13 protein-coding genes, 2 tRNA genes and 1 pseudogene are annotated in these 12,544 nt (G+C 60.9%); 4 read left to right on the top strand and 12 right to left on the bottom strand.

All coding sequences use genetic code 11. The features are described 5' to 3' along the window. Nucleotides 1–3: 3 nt before the first annotated feature. The 5 genes from ACQKI2_RS17645 to cpdR all read right to left on the bottom strand — a co-directional run bounded on the left by ACQKI2_RS17645 (nt 4) and on the right by cpdR (nt 4,452). Nucleotides 4–1,572 (bottom strand): hypothetical protein, encoded by a 1,569-nt coding sequence (locus ACQKI2_RS17645; protein WP_427380931.1) that lies wholly within the window; start codon nt 1,570–1,572, stop codon nt 4–6. Between the two features lie 4 nt (nt 1,573–1,576). Continuing rightward, nucleotides 1,577–2,527 (bottom strand): DUF6384 family protein, encoded by a 951-nt coding sequence (locus tag ACQKI2_RS17640; RefSeq protein ID WP_427380930.1) that lies wholly within the window; start codon nt 2,525–2,527, stop codon nt 1,577–1,579. After that, nucleotides 2,524–3,714 (bottom strand): cell surface protein, encoded by a 1,191-nt coding sequence (locus tag ACQKI2_RS17635; RefSeq protein WP_427380929.1) that lies wholly within the window; start codon nt 3,712–3,714, stop codon nt 2,524–2,526. The genes ACQKI2_RS17640 and ACQKI2_RS17635 overlap by 4 nt, the downstream gene beginning before the upstream one ends. Nucleotides 3,715–3,903: 189 nt before the next feature. Beyond that, nucleotides 3,904–3,978, bottom strand: a tRNA-Val gene (locus tag ACQKI2_RS17630). 114 nt (nt 3,979–4,092) lie between these two features. After that, on the bottom strand, nt 4,093–4,452 hold the full coding sequence (cpdR, locus tag ACQKI2_RS17625) for a cell cycle two-component system response regulator CpdR (RefSeq protein WP_035600105.1): 360 nt from the start codon (nt 4,450–4,452) through the stop codon (nt 4,093–4,095). Between the two features lie 189 nt (nt 4,453–4,641). On the opposite strand from cpdR, the gene ACQKI2_RS17620 reads away from it, so the two are divergent. From ACQKI2_RS17620 to ACQKI2_RS17610, 3 genes are all read left to right on the top strand, one after another. Beyond that, nucleotides 4,642–5,505, top strand: coding sequence for an N-formylglutamate amidohydrolase (locus ACQKI2_RS17620; protein WP_427380928.1), 864 nt, complete (start codon nt 4,642–4,644; stop codon nt 5,503–5,505). A 274-nt stretch (nt 5,506–5,779) separates the two neighbouring features. Next, complete coding sequence (locus tag ACQKI2_RS17615) at nt 5,780–6,178, top strand: helix-turn-helix transcriptional regulator (protein ID WP_162546138.1); 399 nt, start codon at nt 5,780–5,782, stop codon at nt 6,176–6,178. Between the two features lie 32 nt (nt 6,179–6,210). Further along, complete coding sequence (locus ACQKI2_RS17610) at nt 6,211–7,023, top strand: inositol monophosphatase family protein (RefSeq protein ID WP_427380927.1); 813 nt, start codon at nt 6,211–6,213, stop codon at nt 7,021–7,023. Between the two features lie 14 nt (nt 7,024–7,037). Here ACQKI2_RS17610 and ACQKI2_RS17605 read toward each other — a convergent pair whose 3' ends face one another. Then, nucleotides 7,038–8,060 carry a TraB/GumN family protein gene (locus ACQKI2_RS17605; RefSeq protein ID WP_427380926.1) on the bottom strand — a complete coding sequence of 341 codons (1,023 nt, stop codon included), beginning with the start codon at nt 8,058–8,060 and terminating at the stop codon, nt 7,038–7,040. A 138-nt stretch (nt 8,061–8,198) separates the two neighbouring features. Here ACQKI2_RS17605 and ACQKI2_RS17600 point away from each other — a divergent pair. After that, nucleotides 8,199–8,275 (top strand) — tRNA-Arg (locus ACQKI2_RS17600). Nucleotides 8,276–8,550: 275 nt separating this feature from the next. On the opposite strand, the gene ACQKI2_RS17595 is transcribed toward ACQKI2_RS17600, so the two are convergent. From ACQKI2_RS17595 to ACQKI2_RS17570, 6 genes and pseudogenes are all read right to left on the bottom strand, one after another. Continuing rightward, nucleotides 8,551–8,781: a helix-turn-helix transcriptional regulator gene (locus ACQKI2_RS17595; protein WP_427380956.1), complete on the bottom strand. Its 231-nt coding sequence runs from the start codon at nt 8,779–8,781 to the stop codon at nt 8,551–8,553. A gap of 424 nt (nt 8,782–9,205) precedes the next feature. Beyond that, nucleotides 9,206–10,060, bottom strand: a complete 855-nt coding sequence (locus tag ACQKI2_RS17590; RefSeq protein ID WP_427380925.1) for a type IV secretion system DNA-binding domain-containing protein — start codon at nt 10,058–10,060, stop codon at nt 9,206–9,208. Continuing rightward, nucleotides 10,053–10,316 carry a helix-turn-helix transcriptional regulator gene (locus ACQKI2_RS17585; RefSeq protein WP_427380924.1) on the bottom strand — a complete coding sequence of 88 codons (264 nt, stop codon included), beginning with the start codon at nt 10,314–10,316 and terminating at the stop codon, nt 10,053–10,055. Before ACQKI2_RS17585 ends, ACQKI2_RS17590 begins: the two co-directional genes overlap by 8 nt. A gap of 361 nt (nt 10,317–10,677) precedes the next feature. After that, the gene (locus ACQKI2_RS17580; RefSeq protein ID WP_427380923.1) at nt 10,678–11,622 is read right to left on the bottom strand and encodes an ImmA/IrrE family metallo-endopeptidase; all 945 of its coding nucleotides are present in this window, start codon (nt 11,620–11,622) and stop codon (nt 10,678–10,680) included. Nucleotides 11,623–11,646: 24 nt separating this feature from the next. Continuing rightward, nucleotides 11,647–12,129 carry a helix-turn-helix domain-containing protein gene (locus ACQKI2_RS17575; protein ID WP_427380922.1) on the bottom strand — a complete coding sequence of 161 codons (483 nt, stop codon included), beginning with the start codon at nt 12,127–12,129 and terminating at the stop codon, nt 11,647–11,649. A 1-nt stretch (nt 12,130) separates the two neighbouring features. After that, nucleotides 12,131–12,544, bottom strand: a pseudogene (locus ACQKI2_RS17570) (hypothetical protein); the annotation flags it as partial.

The raw sequence follows: 12,544 nt of genomic DNA, 5'->3' as shown, positions 1-12,544 counted from the left end.
CCTTCAGAAACCGCCGCCCGTCTTGAAGCCCCCGCCCCCGCGCCGGCTTCCACCGGAGGGGAAAGAACGCCCGCCACTGCGCGAGGGCCGCGAGGGGCGTTTCGGCGGCCCCGGAAAGATCGGGCCCGATCCGTAGTCCCCCCCGCCGCGGGTGGTCTCGCGGATCACTTCCTCCAGCACTTCGCCCAGAACGCCGCCGATCACGCCCCCCAGCACATCGGGCAAACCAATCGTCTGGCTGCGGCCCTGCCCCCCGAAATCGGGGTGGGCCTGGGCCGGCGCCTCCGCCCGCCGCACAGACCGGCTCAGCCGCTGCACCGCGCCGCGCACATCAATCTTGTCGCGCACCAGATCGGCGATCACTTCCTCGAAAGCGGCTTTGGAAACGACGGCATAGGGGCTGTCAAACCGGGCTTGTTTGAACTGCCGGCGCAGCGCTTCAACCCGCCCCAGCTCATCCCGCAGGGCGCTGGGGCGCGCCGCTACCCGGCCCGCCTCCAGCTCCAGGTTCATCTCTTCGGCCCGCAACCGAACAAGGTTGTCCACCAGCCGGTCATCATCCAGCTCGGCTGTTTCAGCCGCCAGCACGCGCAGATCCGGAAAGCTCGCCTTGCGCAATTCAGCCTCCAGCATCTGGCGCGCCTCCACGGCGGGGCCCACCTCCTGCCGCAAGGCTGCCTCATGCCGCTCTGCTGTTTCCCGGTAGCGCGCTTCGGCCTCAGCAATCTCCGCGTCGCAGGCCTCGATGGCGGCGCGGATATTCTCAGCCTCCGCCTTCAGTGCGCCCGTGCCCGCCGTAACCATCGCGGCGGCCTCCGCCTCGACCAGCTTTGCCTCAGCCTCTTCCGCCAGCCGGGCCATATAGGCGGCATGTTCTGCAATGCGCTCGGGCAGCTCGGTCAGACGCTGATAATTGAGGAAGGCCTGATCATACCGGCAGAGCCCTGCCACCCAGCCGTCCAGCATCCGGATCAGAAGCGGCGCCCTGTAATCTGGGGACCGGAACTTCCGGGCCCAGAGATAGCTGAAGAGTTTGTCATCCCGGTAGGGCCGCCCCTTCTCTTCCCGGTCTGCCCGCGCGATTTCCAGCTTCTCCGCCGCGCGCCCCGTCATCGCGCGCGCCTCTTCGGCAGCGCCGGTCAGCACAGCATATTCATTGCTCTGTTTCAGCCGCGCCTCGGCCTCGGCGACCCGCGCTTCAAACGCATCAATGGCCGCGTCGTGGGCCGCCGCGAGATCGGCGCGCGCCGCCTCCTTGGCATTCAGCGCCGCCGCTGCCGCTTCCAGCGCCGCGCGCTCCCGCTCCACGAAAGCCGCATGGCGCTCGGCAATGTCGCTCGTGGAGGCAGCCACCTTCTCAAGGGAAGAGACGCCGCCATTCCCGGCCTGCGCATAGCTGAACCTCAGCTGCGCCAGGGCGGCATAGGCGCCGGCCTGCTCCCGTTGAATAGCCGCCCGGCGGGCCTCTGCAGCATCGGCAGCCGACAATGCCTCGGCCAGCGACTGGCGGGTGCGGGCAACCAGCGTGTCGATCTCTGCGAGCGCGTCGCGGCCATTGAATGTCTTGCTCATCCCGTCACCATTCCAGAATGGCCCCGCCCGGCGTCTCTACGGTAAACTCCGGTGAGAGATACCCTGCCGATTTCCGTCCGATAACGGCGTTCTGGATGATCTGGTCATCGCCTTTGTCGTCTGCCACCGACTGGAATACGGCCTCCGTCACCCGCTGGCCCCAGCGGGTGACGCGGGCCGAGCGGCGATCTTCCTCACTGGTCACCGGCACCTGAACCAGCACGCCGTTCGGGTCGACGGCTTCCACGATCAGGTAATAATTCCGCCCGCCAGGCACATCTTCGGGAATACGGAAAACGCCGGAACGCGCCTCGCCTGGCCCATAGACCACCCGCACCTCATAAACCGCCGACACATCCTGCTGCAGCAACGCCAGAGCGTCCCGCGCGGCGCGGGCGGCCTTCACATCGCTCGCGGCAATCGCCCGCTCGCCTTCCGCCCTGAAAGCATCTGCCTTGAGCCGCGCAGCGTCTTCCAGCGCCACGCGCGTCACAGCGTCATGCAGCCGTCCGATCTCGGAGGGAAGCGTATCGGCAATCTCGATCCGTGCCGCTTCTGCCCTTTGCCGCTCAGGCACCGCCACGCCCAGATGCCAGGCAGCGCCCAGCGACCCTGCCGCGATCACCGCCAGCACAGCCGGCCTCATCCACCGGCCACGGGCGATATAGATTTTCGCCAGCGTAACCGATAGCGACGGCTTGGGCGGCTCATACTGGAAGCGGCGCTCTTCCAGCGCCTTCACGCCTTCCTTCAGGATGCTCTCCGGCACATCAATGCCCTGGGCCGCATAGATTTCCTTCAGCCGGGTGAGCAACGCCGCTTCCCGCGCCCCGGCATCGAGTTCGCTGAGGACAAGCTGTTCCCGGTGGCGCAGCGTATCGACGACATCCATTGCGAGAAGGACATCGTCGAGCTTGCTCGTGTCTTTTGCCGGAGGGGCGGCGGGCTGGCTCACGGCTTGGGAAGCAACGCGAGGGTCGCGCCCTCCTCAACCAGTTTCGTCAGGCGCCGCTTGCCATCCTCCACCGCCTCCCGGATTTCCTCAGAGTTCTGAGTGGCAAGCTTGCGCATTTCCGCAATGATCGTCTGTGTACGCTCCTGATAGGAAACCACACTCTCCACCAGCATCTTGACCGAGGCAGCCGAAACCGTGGGCCCATAGCCCGCTTTCACCGCCGCTTCCTGGATCTGCCCGCCAATATCGGCCAGCACTTCCAGGCTCTGGTCCACACCCTTCTTCATCGCTTCCAGCGTCTGGGTGGATTCGTGCAGGCCATGCATGCCAGTGAAGCTTGCGGTCAGCGCCGTCAGCACGATCTCATTGGTGGAGAAGAAGCTGACGGACTGCGCATACACCCGCTCCTTCGCGCTCGTCGTCTGAACAAGCCGCGCCATGATCACTTCAGACGTGTTGTAGCCGATTGTGATATTGTCGGAGAGATCCTTGGCCACCTGATAGCGCTTCTCCTCCGCCTGCAGCAGGCGCAGCTGCTCGTCACGGGCGAGTTCGAAGCGGGCGCGCTCGGCCGGGTCCTCGCCGGAATAGGCTGCGACGGCGGCCACCGCCTCCCCCACCTTCGCCTTGGCGGCTTCCAGCTCCGCCTCAGCCGCTTTGAGCACTTCCAGCGCCAGCACTTCGGACTGTTTCATCGCGCCGCGGAAATCGAGATAGGCCTCCAGGATCTTCCGTTCCCGGTCGATCTGGTTGGCGGACTCGTCCTGAACCTCCAGATAAAGATCCTTGATCTTGCCGAAGCGGGCAGCGATGTCGCCGCGCGTCATTTTCATCCAGACATTCGAAACACGCTCCATGGTGGAGATCTTGCCGTCCGCATACTGGTCTACGAGAGACTTCGCGTCATCCCGGATGGTATTGAAGGCCGTGGTGATGCCCTGATAGCGCTCGCCAATGGTGATCCCGGCCACCTGTTCGCGCACCACATCATTGAAGAGGCTCGCCTGATCCAGCGTGCGGGCGATGGCGGCCACCTTTTCCGGTTCGAGATGGGCAATCTGCTCCAGCAGCGCCACAATGGGTGCCGCGCCATTCTTCGAACTGTCCGGCACCAGTCCGAGCTGTTTCAGCCCGCCCATTGCCTTGTCGAGATACTGAAGTGCCGAGGGGCTCGTTGTCTGCGCCATTAGCTCACGCCTCCGATGTTTCCCGCAGGACTGCGGACGTGACGGAAAGGTAGCAAAGCGGCTTCGCCACGCAAGAAATATTTATCGAAAAACGGCAAATATCGAATATTGAAATATGGCCATTCGGGCCTATTGCGGCGCCTTTTCAGAAAGCCCGGCACACGCTCCGATGTTGAAGAAGGAGATGAATGGTGGGCGGTACAAGGTTCGAACTTGTGACCCCTACGATGTCAACGTAGTGCTCTACCGCTGAGCTAACCGCCCTTTCGCCGCCTGGCCCAAAAGGCCCGCGCCGGAAGAAGAGGCGTAATGGACAATCCGCGCTGGCGCGTCAAGCGGCCTTTATGCGAGATGTACAGCTGATAGCTGAGGCCTGCCTCAGGCCGCCATCACCTTGTCCACCTCTTCGACGATTTCGCGAAGGTGGAAGGGCTTGGAGAGAACCTTGGCGCCCGCCGGCGTGGGCGAGCCCGAAGACAGCGCCACAGCAGCAAAGCCGGTAATGAAAACAATCTTCATCGCCGGGTCCAGTTCCGCGCCGCGGCGGGCCAGTTCGATCCCGTCGAGCCCCGGCATCACGATGTCGGTGAGCAACAGGTCGAACACTTCGCGCTCAAGCGCCTGAAGCGCCGTTTCGCCGTCCGCATAATCCTGCACATCATGCCCGGCGCGCCGCAGCGCTGAAGCCAGGAAAGTGCGCATCGAATCATCGTCTTCAGCAAGCAGGATTTTTGTCACGCAGGGTCCCCTGTGATGCGACTCACATAATTAACACATTAAGCCCACCGATGGTAAATCGGCGATGAACACGAAGGCTTGCAAGACTGACGCCACACGCAAGCGCTGAAAGGCCTTGACCTTGCGAACGATTGTCAAACCATTGCGCTGATGCCGGATACGTCGCCCGCCTTAAGGATTTATGAAGGAATGCCCGCCGGCCCGAACGGGCTCGACGCGCCCTTTGTGCTGTCGGCGCCCGCAGCAGGGGTGGCCCCCATCGTTTTTGCCAGCCCGCATTCGGGCAATCTTTATCCGGAAACCATGGTCTCGGCGCTCTGCGTGCCCCTGATGGACGTGCGCCGGACCGAAGATGCTTTTGTCGACGAGCTGTTTGCCAATGCCCCCCGGCACGGGGCGCATCTGCTCGCGGCCCGGTTCGGGCGTTCCGTTGTCGATCTCAACCGCGACCCTCACGAGCTGGACCCCGCCATGTTCCATGACGGCCCACCCCGTGCCTGCGCCCTGCCGACGCCGCGGGTGGAAGCGGGCCTCGGCTGCCTGCCCAAGGTCGGCGCCCGGGGAGAGGCGATCTATGGCCGCCTCCTGTCAAAGGCCGAGGGCGAGCAGCGCCTTGCCGGGGTGCATGACGTCTATCATGGCCAGTTGGCGAGCCTGCTGGACGCCCAGCGCGCCTTGCATGGCCGGGCGCTGCTGGTGGACTGTCACTCCATGCCTTCGGTGCAGCCGGGACGGCGTAACCTGACCGATATTGTCCTGGGCGACCGGTTCGGGTCGAGCAGCGATCCCCGCCTGGTCAACCGGCTGGAACGGGTTTTCCGCAATCACGGCCTCACCGTCGCGCGCAACGCGCCCTATGCCGGCGGCTACACCACCCGGCGCTATGGCCGCCCGAAACGGGGCATTCACGCCATCCAGATCGAAATCAATCGCGGCCTCTACATGGATGAGCAGGCGATCACCCGGTCCAGCGGCTTTGCCCGCCTCCGGCCCATCATGGATGCCGCCATCATGGAGATGGTCGAGGCCATCCGGCAGCTCTCAATCCGCTGACACTCCCTTGTTTTAAAAGAAAAAAGGCCGCGCCAACAGGCGCGGCCGAAGTCAAAGGGAGGAAACGCCAGAGGCGTCTGCACCGAAGTGCAAGACCAATCTATGTTGCGATGCACAAACGACCAAGAACCTATTCGCCGCACCCTGCCCCACCCCCTGCACATGCCCAATCTTCGGGCAGTTTCCCGGCTCCGGCACGGCAATTGCGTAGAAACTGCGCGAATATCCTGTTTTGGGACTGATTGGCGGTCCCGCACCAGAATGGAGAGGGATCATGGCTGACGAAACAGACCTGCACGTTGGCAAACGCCTGCGCCGCCGCCGCCGCCTGCTTGGCATGACACAGCAGGATCTGGCGTCCCAGGTAGGCGTGCGCTTCCAGCAAATCCAGAAATATGAGTGCGGGGCAAACCGCATCACCGCCTCGCGCCTCTATGATCTGGCACGGGCGATGAACGTTTCCGTCCAGTATTTCTTTGATGGCATGGCCGTACCGGGCGCTGTTCCCAACGCCGCCAATGATGCCGAGCAGATGGAAGGCGACATTCTCTCCCAGAAAGAGACCCTGGAACTGGTGCGCGCCTATTACCGCCTCAGCGAACGCCCCCGCCGCCGCCTGCTGGAGCTTGCCAAAGCCCTCGAGCAGGACACCTCCAGCACCGGCGCCGCTTGACCTGATCTCATGGGCGAGGCATCGCCTCGCCCATGACCGACACCCGCATTATCGCTGATGACATTGCCCTGGCCCGCCGGCTTGCCGATGCGGCCTGGGCCGCGATCCGCCCGCACTTCCGGAACCTGAACGGCGTCGACCATAAATCCGGCACCGCAAAATCCGGCTTTGACCCCGTCACTGAAGCAGACCGCGCCGCCGAACTGGCGATGCGCGCCATCATTTCGCAGGAGCGCCCGGCAGACGGCGTCACCGGGGAAGAATTTCCAGACACAGATTCGACCAGCGGCTGGCGCTGGTATTTCGACCCGATCGACGGCACCCGCGCCTTTGTTGGCGGCCTCCCGGTCTGGACCACGCTGATCGCCCTGGTGAACCCCGAGGGCGTGCCGGTCATCGGCGTCATTGATCAGCCCGTTATCGGTGAGCGCTATATCGGCTGGCCCGGCAGCGCCGTGATGGAAACCGCTTCAGGCGCCCTTCCCATCCGCGTCTCCGGTAATGGCGACCTGCGCACGGCGACCATCGCCACCACAGACCCCTTCATCTTCACGCCGCCCGAGCAAGGCGCCTGGAACCATCTGCGCGCCACCGCCCGCATCACCCGCTATGGCCTCGACGCCTATGCCTATGCCCGCGTCGCCGGGGGCACGCTGGATCTCGTCGCCGAGTCCTGTCTCAAGGCGTGGGATGTGGCCGCCCTGATCCCGGTTGTCCGCGGGGCTGGCGGAATTGCCGCCAACTGGCGCGGCGAAACCCCGGCGCTGGGCGGCCAGATCGTCTGCGCCGCCAGCGAAGGCATCCTGGAGCAGGCCCTCCTCGCCCTCCGGCGCGCAGCAGACTGAAAAAGCTGTGCGCCTTACGGCCCTTCGACCGTGTAGCCCTCACTGCGCAGCATCTCGATCACGCTGTCTTTTCCGGCAAGATGGCCGGCGCCGACCGCCACCAGAACCGTTCCCGGCTCCTCCAGCATCGCCGTAATCTGCGGCACCCAGAGCGCATTGCGGTCAGTCATCATCACATCATAGATCGGCTGCGATCCCAGCATCTCGGGATTGGCCATCAGGACGCCGATGCCGGTCACATCGCCGTCCGCCCATTCGTCCACCAGCAGGTCCAGAGCCGCTGTCCCCTCGCCAACGCCATCCACCGTCGCCATCAGAAAATCGACCTGGTCGCAATAGCTGAGCCCCGCGAGGCCGCCGAGCTGCTGTTCCACCGTTTCCAGGAAGGCAAAGCCTGCGCCATGCGCCAGGGCCGCGCGCTCGATCACCTTCTCCACGCCCGATTCCGGATCAAATCCCTCGTCCAGCATCTGCGTCACCGAGATGTTCACCGCCGCCATCCACGGCCGGTGGGGCAGCAGGGCCTCGATCGGCAGGCCCACCGTCTCCAGCGCCGCCTTCAGCTCTTCCGTCTCCCCTTCGGAAAGGAAGTTGGTCAGCTGCGCCCCGTCGGTGAAAAAGCCCTGCGTCGTGTAAAACTTCATCAGCTCGCGCTGGGCTTCGGGGCTGGTCGTATCCGCTTCGAACACCACTGTGTCGGCACTGGCGATGGCGGCTTCGATCTCGGGTGACATCCAGTCAAGTTCGGGGCGCAAGAGATGAACCGTGCCCAGCAGATGGATGGTCGTGTCCTCGTCGCGCAGCGTCCAGAGCGCCGGGGAACCACCGCCCCGGCTGGCGCTTGCCGCCTCCAGGGCCGCCGCTTCCAGCGCCGGCCGAAGTTGGCGCAGCTCAGCCCGCCGGGACACATCGCAGGCTTCCGCTGCAACCGCGCCGCCCCCTGCTGCTGCCGTGTCTTCCGTGTCCGCAGGCTGGCAAGCGGCCAGAAGAAGCGCGGCGCAACCGGCAAGCAGGGATCGGGCAAGAGGCAACTTCATGGCCAAGGGAACCTTTCAAATCAGGTCATCTGCAATTTCCAGCACCATAGAGAGCCCCCGCCCTGCCCGTCTATGCCCGGCATCAGGCAAAGCCGGTTGCACAGCCTCCCAGCTTCGCATAAACACCGGGCTCGGCCTGCACCCATAGCTCAGCTGGATAGAGCGTTGCCCTCCGAAGGCAAAGGTCAGAGGTTCAAATCCTCTTGGGTGCGCCATAAAATCAAGGACTTACGAGATCCTGTGATTTTTAAGATCGGCCGTGTCCGCACCGTGTCCGCACCATTTTTCGGAAACGAGGAAAAACCGGTGCAGCAATCCCATAATCGCTGACGGCAATTGTCTCTCGATTTTTCGGGTTTCGGCTCTTTGGTGAGCGAATGATTCTACAGCGTCGGGACGGAAGCCGAACTTCCGCGCATGTCAGATCAGTTGCCCTTGCCTTGCCGTAGGAGGCTCAGCTCAGGCAGATCCAACGAAGTATAAGGCCGGATCATTTCTGTCGAAGTCGAACGCCGGGCGCTCCGCCATTCGTGAACTCAATACCCGCCCCGGCAAAGGCGTCGATGATCGACGTCAGGGTAGACACCTTGGTCGCATCTAAAGTCCCTGTCATTCTTTCGAGCCGTTTGATTGTTTCGACAGAAAGCCCCGCCTCCCCGGCCAAGTCGGCCTGGCTCCAGTTCAACATGGCCCGGGCAGCTCGGAGTTGCGCAGAAATCATAATAGCACTTTTTGTGTATTTTACAGCACTTTTTAGTTTGACACCTTCTCGATGATGGATTACCCAGAAAGTGCAATTCCATCCGTAACAGATTCTGGTCGCGCTGCCCATGTTCTGCGTGAGCGCTGCTTGTCATCTGCTGGGTATTCAATCCGGGCGCCATGTAGAACCGCAAGACGTGGCGATCTGCAGTCCTATGCACGCTCCAAAGCGGATTTCTTTCTGAGGGAGAGTTCGATGGGGAAAATGAAACCGGCAGCTTCCGAACACGGAACTGAGCGACGCCGGACGCTGGGGGATGTCAGCGATGACGCAGAAAGTGCGCTCATTGATCTGGAAGGCGCGCTGACAGCAGCACGAGCCCTGGTGGACCTGACCCTCGCTGACGGCGGGGCAAATGATAGCCGGACCCTGTATAAGCGGCTCAACGCCTTGGAATTCGTCCTGCGGTGTGCGGGCTCTGCCGAAGACGTATTGTGGATAGCCGTCGACCAGATGGGGATAGCAGTTGATCCCGGCCATACCGGGCGCGGATCTGGGAGGTGTCCTGCGCAGCCAGCACGATGCAGATGCCCTTGGAGCGGCCAAGGTCGAGCAGGGTGGAGAAATCCTCCATCCGCTCCAGCTGGGGAAACTCATCAAGGAACAGCCAGACGCGGCGCTCCCGGCTCTCCGGGAAAGACGGGCTACCGATGTGCGACGCCATCAGCCCGATCAGGCTGCTGATCCACGCATTCGACAGTTCCGGATAGCGCCCGTCGCGCTGCAGGATAACCGGGCCGGTCCCCTGCCCCTTGTTGAGCCAGCGGGCTACCGAGAAAGCTTCAGCCTCCTCCCGGCCCCAGGCATCGGCCAGCGCCTCAATCGTCGGCAGGTGCGCCTTGAATGTCGTCAGGATGCTCATGGCCGTCTTGCTGGAAGGGTCTGCCATCAGCTGGCTGGCGGCGGGATAGTATCTCTCGGCAAGGGCCTGCAGCTCTTCGGGCTTAAGCAGGGTGCGGTCATAGAGATCAGCCCATGTCCATGTGCCCGGCTTCTCGGCCTGAAGGCTGACGATGCAGGCGACGAGCAGCGAGCGGGCCGCTTCTGACCACATCGGATCGTCACTCTTCGGAATGAACCGTGCGGCCAGCTCGCGCGCGTCCTGACGGGACGTGCAATCCTGCGCCACTGCCCAAGCGGCCGAGCGTTCGTCCTGCGGGGCGAGCAGCCGGATGTCTCCGGGCATATGGTCGGCGTCGGGCAGGCGGACAGAAAGGGGGCGTGTCGCGTCAGCCATGGATGCGCCCGTCTGTGTCGATGTAAGGCGCCTCACGCTCGGAAAGCCATTCGAGGACGGCACGACGGCGATAGCGCACCGAACGGCCCAGCTTAAGAAAGCGCGGCCCGCCACCCCGGCAGCGCCATGTGTTCAGGGTTCGGATGGATAGCCCGGTGATTTCTGCGACCGCAGGCGTATCGATGGCCTCCTCCAGCCAGCCGGGATTGTTCTCCAGAATATGCTCCAGAGAGGGCGCTTGGATCGGTTCTGACATAGCAGCCAAAGCTCCTTTCACGGTTGAATTTGTATCAACCGATCATGGATTCTTCTGCTTGAAAAGGTGGAAAATAGAGGCCGTCGCTTTTCACAGCGCCCGGCGTATGTCCCTGACTGCACTGAATTGGATGGTGTTTGCTGGAGTGAGATAAATTGCCCGAATTTTTTTGATTCCCGCCTCGCCTATGGCGAGAAGCATGAAGATATTATACCGCATAGGGAGGGAATTTATTGCTGAACACATCGATAAATGTGTTCCCGCCGCCGCAATCGAGGCCAATATCTATGAAGAGGTGCAGACACCAGCTTTATTGGCTGACGATCACTGATCAGAATTCGGAAGGCGAATGCTTCTATAATCAACGACGAAAGAGAGACTGAGCTACTACCGTCGCTCTTGCGCATCGATAGATGCAGATTGTTAGTGTCTGGTGGTGGAAGGAAAAGCTTTCGAATTCGAAGAGGTGAGCATCTCCGTTATCGTCATGAAGCAGTACATCTGCGCCACCAAGTGGGCCGCCCTTCCCGCCGCGAGCATATGCAACGATTTTGTCAAAAACAGCTGTCTCTTTCAATTTGGAAAATTGTGCAGCGAAAGATGTTGACTGAATAAAATGGCGACATGGAGCCGTTGAGTCGAAGTCAGCCTTTCTGTGGCGCACTACCGGATGGTCCGTCACAAGTCCAAGAACTGGAGTTTCATCTCCCCATACTTCAACGCACCGCCACAGCGTCGACGTATTTGTATTGCCGAACTTCTTCGAAAGCATCTTGAGTGCATCAATTGACGGCGTTATCGCTTTCGCTTCCTTAACGAACCTCTCGCGCAAGAACAGCAGTTTCGCGGCGGCGAAATTGGCCTCGTTCTCCAGCTTCTCGTGGCAGGTGGGAATGAGCGTCGTATCGTCATCCCCAAGCATGGCACCTTCGTGCCAAGGCAACAAACTATGTCCGATTTCGTGAGCCTCGTTCCATCGGTGTTTCAAGGCAGGCTGTGATTTATCCAACAGAATGCGTTTCTGGTCTGGAATGTAGAGCGCGCGAAGATTGAATTTTCTGACAGCTTCGACCAGCAATGCTGGACGCATAATCACCTGTTTCGCGCCAACCCGAAGCTTGTGAACCGTCTCTTGAAGGAGGCCGGGATCTTTTATTGAGTAATAGCCACGATCAAGCTTGAGAAAATCCCGAACGACATCCAGATTCAGCGGCGGCTCAGGCTCGCCAATATCTCGCAATAGGCGGTCGATATATTTATCAATGTCCGAGGCCGTCTTTTGTCTAAGGTTGATGTTTTTTACCAACGGTCCGTACCCCCACCAATTAGTTCAAGTCTGCCTTTCACTCAATACAGCAACTATGGCTTCAAGCGCTGCAAGCTCCTGATCGTTTAAATCCTGAAGCGCTTCAGAGCGCGCAGCAAAGCGCACAGCTTCTTCTATAAACTTGGAACTCTTTGGTTTTGCCAACCCCGATAGCTGCATGAGCTTTTTCTGATCTACTTTGAAAACTGTCGCCAATTGATAGATCGTACGCGGCTCAGGTTCATAACTGGCATCATGTTCGATGTTGAGGAGTTCTGCAATTTCAACATCTGCCTTCTGCGCCAAAGCCTCAAATGATAGCTTAAGTTTCCTCCTGTTGAGGTGGACAAAGCGACCAAATGCTATTCGGGACTCGTCAATTACTGAGACACGGCCCTCTCCCCCAGATAGTAAAGGGTCAATGCCGAGCAGGCCGGCGCCAATTTCAGCGCCAGATTCCGCCTTACCTTTTTCAGCACACCATTCTCGCGAGATAGCGAATTTCATGTCACTTCCCTTCCCTTATAAACGCTTCAGCCTGTTCGGGGGTCATTTCGAAGTAGCGAAGGTTTTGATAATTTGAGTCTTGCCCCAAGTCGGTCATGCGAACTCTGTTCGCGTAAAAGTCGTTAGCCTGAGGCAATGAATGCAGGCCGATCCTGCCTTTGAAGCCTTCGACTTTACTGTACTCGATTGCAGCTCGAATAAGGATAGATCCGGCCCCCGAAAACTTAGGCAGCTCGCCAAGAATTTCCCTTCGGTTCCAAGGCGCAGCTTCTACGAAATCAATATAAACTAGATGATCGTTTTTCTGATCCGGAAGCCTGGTGACCTGCTTCCGGCAAACTGGACCATTCGATTTGGGAAAATTCTCGTTTAGCATGTGGGCTGCCGAGCGAGGATGACAGATGAAGAAGTCGAA

The sequence above is a fragment of the Hyphomonas sp. NPDC076881 genome (genome assembly GCF_050269995.1).
Lineage (GTDB): Bacteria > Pseudomonadota > Alphaproteobacteria > Caulobacterales > Hyphomonadaceae > Hyphomonas.
This window is presented reverse-complemented; position numbering and strand designations above follow the sequence as displayed.

Excerpts from the sequence above, each read along its gene's own strand:
- ACQKI2_RS17645 (WP_427380931.1), bottom strand. The coding sequence starts at position 1,572 with ATGAGCAAGACATTCAATGGCCGCGACGCGCTCGCAGAGATCGACACG.
- ACQKI2_RS17610 (WP_427380927.1), top strand. The coding sequence starts at position 6,211 with ATGACCGACACCCGCATTATCGCTGATGACATTGCCCTGGCCCGCCGG.
- ACQKI2_RS17595 (WP_427380956.1), bottom strand. The coding sequence starts at position 8,781 with ATGATTTCTGCGCAACTCCGAGCTGCCCGGGCCATGTTGAACTGGAGC.
- ACQKI2_RS17615 (WP_162546138.1), top strand. The coding sequence starts at position 5,780 with ATGGCTGACGAAACAGACCTGCACGTTGGCAAACGCCTGCGCCGCCGC.
- ACQKI2_RS17620 (WP_427380928.1), top strand. The coding sequence starts at position 4,642 with ATGCCCGCCGGCCCGAACGGGCTCGACGCGCCCTTTGTGCTGTCGGCG.
- ACQKI2_RS17585 (WP_427380924.1), bottom strand. The coding sequence starts at position 10,316 with ATGTCAGAACCGATCCAAGCGCCCTCTCTGGAGCATATTCTGGAGAAC.
- ACQKI2_RS17590 (WP_427380925.1), bottom strand. The coding sequence starts at position 10,060 with ATGGCTGACGCGACACGCCCCCTTTCTGTCCGCCTGCCCGACGCCGAC.
- ACQKI2_RS17605 (WP_427380926.1), bottom strand. The coding sequence starts at position 8,060 with ATGAAGTTGCCTCTTGCCCGATCCCTGCTTGCCGGTTGCGCCGCGCTT.
- ACQKI2_RS17635 (WP_427380929.1), bottom strand. The coding sequence starts at position 3,714 with ATGGCGCAGACAACGAGCCCCTCGGCACTTCAGTATCTCGACAAGGCA.
- ACQKI2_RS17575 (WP_427380922.1), bottom strand. The coding sequence starts at position 12,129 with ATGAAATTCGCTATCTCGCGAGAATGGTGTGCTGAAAAAGGTAAGGCG.